The sequence below is a fragment of the Mesotoga sp. UBA5825 genome (assembly GCF_002432955.1).
Taxonomy (GTDB): domain Bacteria; phylum Thermotogota; class Thermotogae; order Petrotogales; family Kosmotogaceae; genus Mesotoga.
The window spans coordinates 1-6220 of record NZ_DJHG01000092.1 but is presented as its reverse complement, the minus strand read 5'-3'; the positions used below and the strand labels follow the sequence as shown (position 1 = coordinate 6220).

Genomic DNA, 6220 nt, shown 5'->3' with positions numbered 1-6220 from the left:
TATTATATTGTCTTTGCCTTCAAGAAAAGAAGAAGCTTTGAGGATCATCTCCTCTGCCATGAAGCCGGGATAGCCAAGTCCGAACACCTTGAATCCTTCGATGCTGACGTTCGGAAAGACGATGTCCTTTTCGCCCTGAACCGGGCAGAGCAGCTCCAGATACTCTGTCTCATGGAGAAATCTCAGCCAGGACTCATTCGCGCTAAAGCTCTTGTCGTGGTTTCCCTCTATAGCCAGCACCCTGATACCGTTTTCTTTCAGTCTGGAGAGAATACTCTGCGTTCTGGCAAGAGTGTCGGGATTGATGTCTCTCTTGTCAAAGAGATCACCCGTTATGAAGAAGGCATTTGGCTTGTTCTGTACGGCCCAATCAACTACATAGTCAAAGGCTGAAAAATAATCTTCGTATCTTGCAGACGAATAGGGGCTGTTCGGGGAGCCGATCGGTCTTCTCCCCAGGTGAATATCGGAGCAGTGAAGGAATCTCAATTTGATGGACTCACTTTCTGAATTCCAGAGGCGTTGCGGCGCCGGAAGCATCTCTGGTGAGTTTCAGGTCACCGGTCCTGACGGCAAAGAGCTCCGTCGTGTTGCACACTGTTCCTGCGAACAGGTGGCCGCCAACTGCGCTTCTCGAAGGTCCGGCTAACGCAACGTGAAGATGCGGGAATGGAAAACCGCCCTTCGACGATACGTTTCCCGATATGTGAATGAGCTCATGAGGAACAGAGATCATCTCCTTTTCGTACTGCTTTTTGGAAACGTTGTACCAGCCGATCTCGAAATCTCTCAACATTCCTATTCCGCTGATAACAACAAGTGAATCCAGGTTGTTCTCCGTAAGTGTATGAACTAGAGTGTGAATGAAATCCTCGCCATCCTCGAAGCGAAAGAATAGTACTCTCTCACCTTTTCCAAAAATCATCTCATCACCACCTGTATTACAATTTTACTACATCTGCCGCACCCCCACATTTGCTAACAGTTACAGTCGGAAGACATCCAGCAAGGGCTTTGATGTGAGATTTTCTTCACCCTGGTCTGATGATAGAATTGAATTGCATTCACTTTCTCCTGGAGGTTTCGTTATGTCTGGTCAACTGTTCTTCTTCTTCGTTCTCATTTTCTGGGTCGGATTTGACATCTATCTTTTCTTCTTTCACAACAGAGAGATCAGTGGAAAACTCCAGGAGAAACGATCGAAGTACATTATGCTTGCTTTCGTTCTATCTGGCATGTTTGGAGCGGTGGCTGTCGACGGCAGCTCAAAGGAAGCGTTCATGATGCCGTTCCGTCCTCATAGATGGGTTGGGGTTGCATCGATGATCTTCGCGGTCGTGGTCCGTTTCCTCGTAGTCAGGCAGCTGGGCTCTTCCTTTGCAATCGATGTAGGGGCCCTTCCCGGTCAAGAGCTGAGAACGGATCGACTGTTCAGAGTAATCCGTCATCCTGCCTATGCCGCCGAGATAGCAGGCTTTCTGGGTCTTGCGGTCGTCTTCGATTACCCGCTCAGTTCGATCCTTGCTTTCATACTCCCGACGACAGGCATACTGTACAGAATCGTCGTGGAGGAAAGAAATCTCGAATACATCTTCGGAGATGCTTATAGGGATTACTGCAAGAAGACGTGGCGGCTAATTCCTTACGTGTTTTAATCGATTAGGAGGTGAAGGATTTGAAATCATACAGGAAGGAACTTTTCTTCAACACCGCGACCAGGCGAGAGATAATCAATATCACTCCAGATGTCGAAAGAGCGCTCAAAGAAAGCGGAATCCAGGAAGGACTTCTGCTCGTGAACGCAATGCACATAACTGCAAGTGTGTTCATCAACGACAATGAATCCGGGCTTCATAATGACTTCGAAAAATGGCTGGAAAGGCTTGCGCCCGAGAAACCTTACTCGCAGTATGAACACAACGGATTCGAGGACAATGCGGACGCCCACCTGAAGAGAACCGTTATGGGTAGGGAAGTTGTGGTAGCCGTTACTGAGGGAAGACTGGACTTTGGACCATGGGAGCAGATCTTCTACTATGAACTGGACGGTATGAGAAGAAAGCGAGTTCTGATAAAAATAATCGGCAATTAAGATTCGAATTGTAACGGTTTTCAGAGGCTTTGTCAGATATACCGGCCTAAACAGCTCCAGACAACCGGGGAGTCTCTTGTTTGCCTTTGCGACGGTCTTTCTAAGATGTTATGGTAATAATAACACTTATTATGTATGGAGGTGCTATCAATGAGCATTGGAGAAGCATCACTAAACTCCCGATCGGTTGTTTTTCTCGACGGGGGTTTGGTTGATGTTACGCCTTTTGCGAAGAGGGTTGGGATCAAACTGCCGGTAGTTATCACGGAGAATCTCTGGAATGAAATGGTTAAGACCGACGAGAATTCCAGGATGTACGGACAAAAAGAAGAGAAGCGGCTCGACAGCCTGCTTTCCACATTGAGCATGGAACTGCTTAAGGGAAGAGCGAAGGATCTCTCGTTCACTTTTCTGGTCTGCAAAGACCCGAAAACAACCAGTTGCAGGCTTCTGAAAGCCTGCTACAAGGAAAGAGATGACGGTAATCGGTTCATAAGGATTTCTGGTTACAACGAATCTAACTGACTCTGGAACAGGCACGAGCTTTTATTTACAATATCGACTTGTTCTGGAAAGAGTCGTTGAGCTATAATGAGCTAAACGAACGCGAGGTTTGCATATGAACAATAAGACTTACAGAGGAAAAAACAGAAAAGCTATGATGATGTACGGCAACGCCCTTGTTTCTTCGGGTGCTTAGCTGTACCTGAGAAAATAGAAGCAGGGCGTCTCAAAGGAGACGCCCTTTTTTTATATCAGGAGGGATTTGTATGAAGAAGTTTCTAGTGTTACTGGTTCTACTGGGAGTCGTATTTGCGTTCGGTACCACGAAGATCAGGATTGGCGCCACTCCAGTTCCCCACGCCGAGATTCTCGAGGTAATCAAGGCCGACCTAGCCGAGCTGGGCTATGAGCTGGAAATCGTTGTGTTCAATGACTATGTGCTTCCAAACATCGCCCTTTCCACAGGGGAACTCGACGCGAATTACTTCCAGCACGTACCCTATCTGGAGTCCTTCACTTCACAAAGAGGAATAAAAGGGCTGGTCTCAGCAAAGGCCATTCACGTCGAGCCAATGGGGTTCTTTCTCAAGAAACCTCTTTCAGAGCTCGCACCAGGTGATAAGATCGCTGTTCCGAACGATCCGACAAACGAGGGCCGAGCTCTCATTCTGCTTCACAACAACGGGCTTATTGAGCTCAAGGATCCTTCGAAGCTGGAATCCACAGTTCTGGACATCAAAGAGAACCCAAGGCAGTTGACCTTTGTTGAAATCGAGGCCGGGTTCATTCCAAGGGTCTACACAGACGACAAGACCGTCGCCGGTGCCGTCATTAACACCAATTACGCTCTTACCATCAACCTAAATGCAGTCAAAGACTCGGAGTTCATTGAAGGTGGTGAATCTCCGTACGCAAACATAATCACAATTCGAGAAACTGACAAAGGCGAAGCATGGCTCGAAGCTCTCATCAGTGTTTTGACGTCGGAGAAGGTAAGAGACTTCATAAACGAAAAGTATGATGGTGCGGTAGTACCCGTCTTCTGAGGTTTAGTGCTTTGATACTGAGCGTTGAAAGACTTAACCTCTCTTTCGAAGACAAATCGGGAAGGAGAAAGATCCTCGATGATGTCAGCTTCTCTATCGAAGAGGGCGAGATTGTCGGAATCGTAGGGTTGTCGGGAGCAGGGAAAACCTCTCTGCTCCGTACCCTTAACCTACTCCAGCCGGTGGACAGCGGATCGATCATGTTCGACGGCCAAAACATAGTCGGGCTTAACGAAAGCAAAGTGAGGAGCATTAGAAAGAAGATAGGAGTGGTTTTCCAGAGCTACAACCTGTTTCGCTACAGAACCGTCTACCAGAACATCGCTTTTCCTCTGAAAATTCAGGGAATCGGCAGGGGCGAGATCAGGGAAAGAGTTATGAGTATCGTTTCGGAGCTCGGCCTGGATCACAGGCTGAGCGCCTACCCTTCGCAGCTCTCCGGCGGCGAACAGCAGAGAGCGGCGATCGCCCGCGCTCTCGTAATGGATCCAAAGCTGATTCTTCTAGACGAACCCACTTCCGCTCTCGACCCGAGGACTACGGGCAGACTTCTCGACCTTGTAGTGAATCTCAACGAAAGACGCAGTGTCACCTTCGCGGTCGTAACCCACGATATGGATGTCATTAAGAGAACCTGTGACAGAGTCGCGTATTTGCAGAATGGGAAGCTGCACTTCTTCGGACCTACGCACGAATTCTTCGTCAAGATCGAGAACAATGAAGTGAGTGACTTTGGAAGCCCTCTCGAGCTGGAAGCAAGCGTCCTTTCCGGGCAGAAGCGGCTCTTGAGAGTACTCTTCTGGGGCGAGCGTACCCACGAACCTGTTTTATGGGAGATAGCAAGGGAGTACGATATAATGATCAACATTCTGTACGGGAAGATCGAAGAGCTGAAGAACGGACCCTTCGGAACAATGATCATCGCGATTGATGGGCATAAACAGGATCTGTTCATAGAGAAACTTAGGGACTCCGTCTTCTTTCTCGAGGAGGTCCGCTGATGTTCTCACAAATACTTAAGGCGACGCTCGAAACTCTATACATGCTTCTTCTCTCCGGTTTCCTGGCAACTGTTTTCGGTATTCCGCTAGGCGTAGGTCTTTACCTCTGTTCAAGATCACGAAGGTTGAAGACCCTCTATGCGTTGCTCGATCTGCTGGTAAATATCTTCAGATCAATACCTTTCATTATTCTCGTGTTGCTTCTGATTCCCGTTACGAAAAACGTAATGGGAACGATAATCGGGCCGAATGCCGCGATCTTCAATCTTACTATTGCAGCTATACCTTTCATGGCGAGGCTTTCGGAGAATTCTTTCAATGCCGTGCCTTCGGGAATAATCGATTCGTCAAACTCAATGGGATTGAACAAGTGGCAGATGGTCACAAAGGTTCTGATACCGGAAACACTGCCCGATCAGATAGGCAACATAACCGTACTCTTGATCAATCTCGTAACCTACACCGCCATAGCGGGTGCAGTCGGGGCCGGAGGTCTCGGTCAGCTGGCGATCAACTATGGTTACTACCGGTTTCAGTGGGACGTGGTTCTCTACGCAGTGATCGTTCTCGTGGCGATCAGTCAGCTTCTTCAGTTCACTGGAGGAAAACTGGCGAAGGGATTGCGAAAATAACTTTGGAAACAAGGTTTTTCGGAAGCGTCTCGGAATTGAATCATTTTGACTTTCGTCGTCGAAGCCAGAATGTTGTAAACTGGTACCGGGCAAAACAAGTTGATTGGAATACAGGTTTGCCCATAAGGGTGAAGCACTATGAAAAGACTGCCGATCGACATCGATATGTTGGTCAATTTGATGGATATTGACCAGAGAGAGTACGACGCGATTTCGTATCTAGATACGGAGACAGGAAAGATCATCTTCTATCAAGAAGATTGTTTTCCGGATGAACTAGTAAACTGCGAGGTTGAAAGAGAAGAGATAACTGAAGAGCTTCTGAAGTACTCCTGGATGAGAATCGAAGATTTGTACACTTATTATGACTTGTTTTGCGGCGATGAATCGGAAAGATTCGAGGATATACCGTGGATTACTCCAGGGGAAAAATTCGCACTGATCGAAGAGTTCATTTACACAAGAGTAGAAGAAAGCGTCAGGGATGAAGTCTATTACGAGATTTCGGGAAGAGGTGCATTCTCTAAGTTCCGCACATTTCTCGAACATCACGGAGAATACAAGGACGCATGGTTCAAATTCGAAAGTGAGAACTTGACAAGGATTGCTGTTGAGTGGCTCAACTCGATAGGAATCGATCCGATCGATACTTCTGAACAGTGATCTCGGTCTTCTCTTTGAAGTAAATCTCGCGGAGATTCGTCTGTATAAGAAAGACTGCCCGGGCCTTTTCTTTTGTCGGTTCACAGGAGGATCAGAGCGTGAAGAACACTGGAGTGTCGCTGGAAGAAGGTAGTTCAAAGCAGTTGACGTTTAGGAGCCTGGTAATAGGGGCGCTCGGGTCGATAATCATCACTACCAGTTCAATGTACGTCGCCTTGAGAATGGGGGCTCTTCCCTGGCCGACCATTTTTGTTGCAGTAATGTCGCTGGCAATACTCAAGG

Annotated in this window: 9 protein-coding genes and 1 pseudogene; 8 read left to right on the top strand and 2 right to left on the bottom strand. The window is 47.6% G+C overall.

Going from position 1 to position 6220, the window contains the following annotated elements; genetic code table 11:
- Positions 1–489 (bottom strand): metallophosphoesterase family protein (locus B3N33_RS09135; RefSeq protein ID WP_292593095.1); only part of this gene is annotated, 489 nt, incomplete at its 3' end.
- A 10-nt stretch (positions 490–499) separates the two neighbouring features.
- Positions 500–925 (bottom strand): PPC domain-containing DNA-binding protein, encoded by a 426-nt coding sequence (locus B3N33_RS09130; protein ID WP_214060680.1) that lies wholly within the window; start codon positions 923–925, stop codon positions 500–502.
- Positions 926–1088: 163 nt separating this feature from the next.
- On the opposite strand from B3N33_RS09130, the gene B3N33_RS09125 reads away from it, so the two are divergent.
- The 8 genes and pseudogenes from B3N33_RS09125 to B3N33_RS09090 all read left to right on the top strand — a co-directional run.
- A complete protein-coding gene (locus B3N33_RS09125) occupies positions 1089–1655 on the top strand; it encodes a methyltransferase family protein (RefSeq protein WP_292590486.1) in 567 nt (188 codons plus the stop codon).
- A gap of 20 nt (positions 1656–1675) precedes the next feature.
- The gene (locus B3N33_RS09120; protein ID WP_099829669.1) at positions 1676–2092 is read left to right on the top strand and encodes a secondary thiamine-phosphate synthase enzyme YjbQ; all 417 of its coding nucleotides are present in this window, start codon (positions 1676–1678) and stop codon (positions 2090–2092) included.
- Positions 2093–2242: 150 nt separating this feature from the next.
- A complete protein-coding gene (locus tag B3N33_RS09115; protein ID WP_103135154.1) occupies positions 2243–2617 on the top strand; it encodes a hypothetical protein in 375 nt (124 codons plus the stop codon).
- A 245-nt stretch (positions 2618–2862) separates the two neighbouring features.
- On the top strand, positions 2863–3642 hold the full coding sequence (locus tag B3N33_RS09110) for a MetQ/NlpA family ABC transporter substrate-binding protein (RefSeq protein WP_103135153.1): 780 nt from the start codon (positions 2863–2865) through the stop codon (positions 3640–3642).
- Positions 3643–3653: 11 nt separating this feature from the next.
- Positions 3654–4643, top strand: coding sequence for a methionine ABC transporter ATP-binding protein (locus B3N33_RS09105; protein ID WP_292593092.1), 990 nt, complete (start codon positions 3654–3656; stop codon positions 4641–4643).
- Positions 4643–5275, top strand: a complete 633-nt coding sequence (locus tag B3N33_RS09100; RefSeq protein ID WP_099829665.1) for a methionine ABC transporter permease — start codon at positions 4643–4645, stop codon at positions 5273–5275. Before B3N33_RS09105 ends, B3N33_RS09100 begins: the two co-directional genes overlap by 1 nt.
- Positions 5276–5413: 138 nt before the next feature.
- Positions 5414–5938 carry a UPF0158 family protein gene (locus tag B3N33_RS09095; RefSeq protein ID WP_292593089.1) on the top strand — a complete coding sequence of 175 codons (525 nt, stop codon included), beginning with the start codon at positions 5414–5416 and terminating at the stop codon, positions 5936–5938.
- Positions 5939–6036: 98 nt separating this feature from the next.
- Positions 6037–6220 (top strand): annotated as a pseudogene (locus tag B3N33_RS09090) (peptide transporter); the annotation flags it as partial.

Coding starts and splice junctions, on each gene's coding strand:
- B3N33_RS09130 (WP_214060680.1), bottom strand. CDS start 925: ATGATTTTTGGAAAAGGTGAGAGAGTACTATTCTTTCGCTTCGAGGAT.
- B3N33_RS09125 (WP_292590486.1), top strand. CDS start 1,089: ATGTCTGGTCAACTGTTCTTCTTCTTCGTTCTCATTTTCTGGGTCGGA.
- B3N33_RS09115 (WP_103135154.1), top strand. CDS start 2,243: ATGAGCATTGGAGAAGCATCACTAAACTCCCGATCGGTTGTTTTTCTC.
- B3N33_RS09110 (WP_103135153.1), top strand. CDS start 2,863: ATGAAGAAGTTTCTAGTGTTACTGGTTCTACTGGGAGTCGTATTTGCG.
- B3N33_RS09100 (WP_099829665.1), top strand. CDS start 4,643: ATGTTCTCACAAATACTTAAGGCGACGCTCGAAACTCTATACATGCTT.
- B3N33_RS09095 (WP_292593089.1), top strand. CDS start 5,414: ATGAAAAGACTGCCGATCGACATCGATATGTTGGTCAATTTGATGGAT.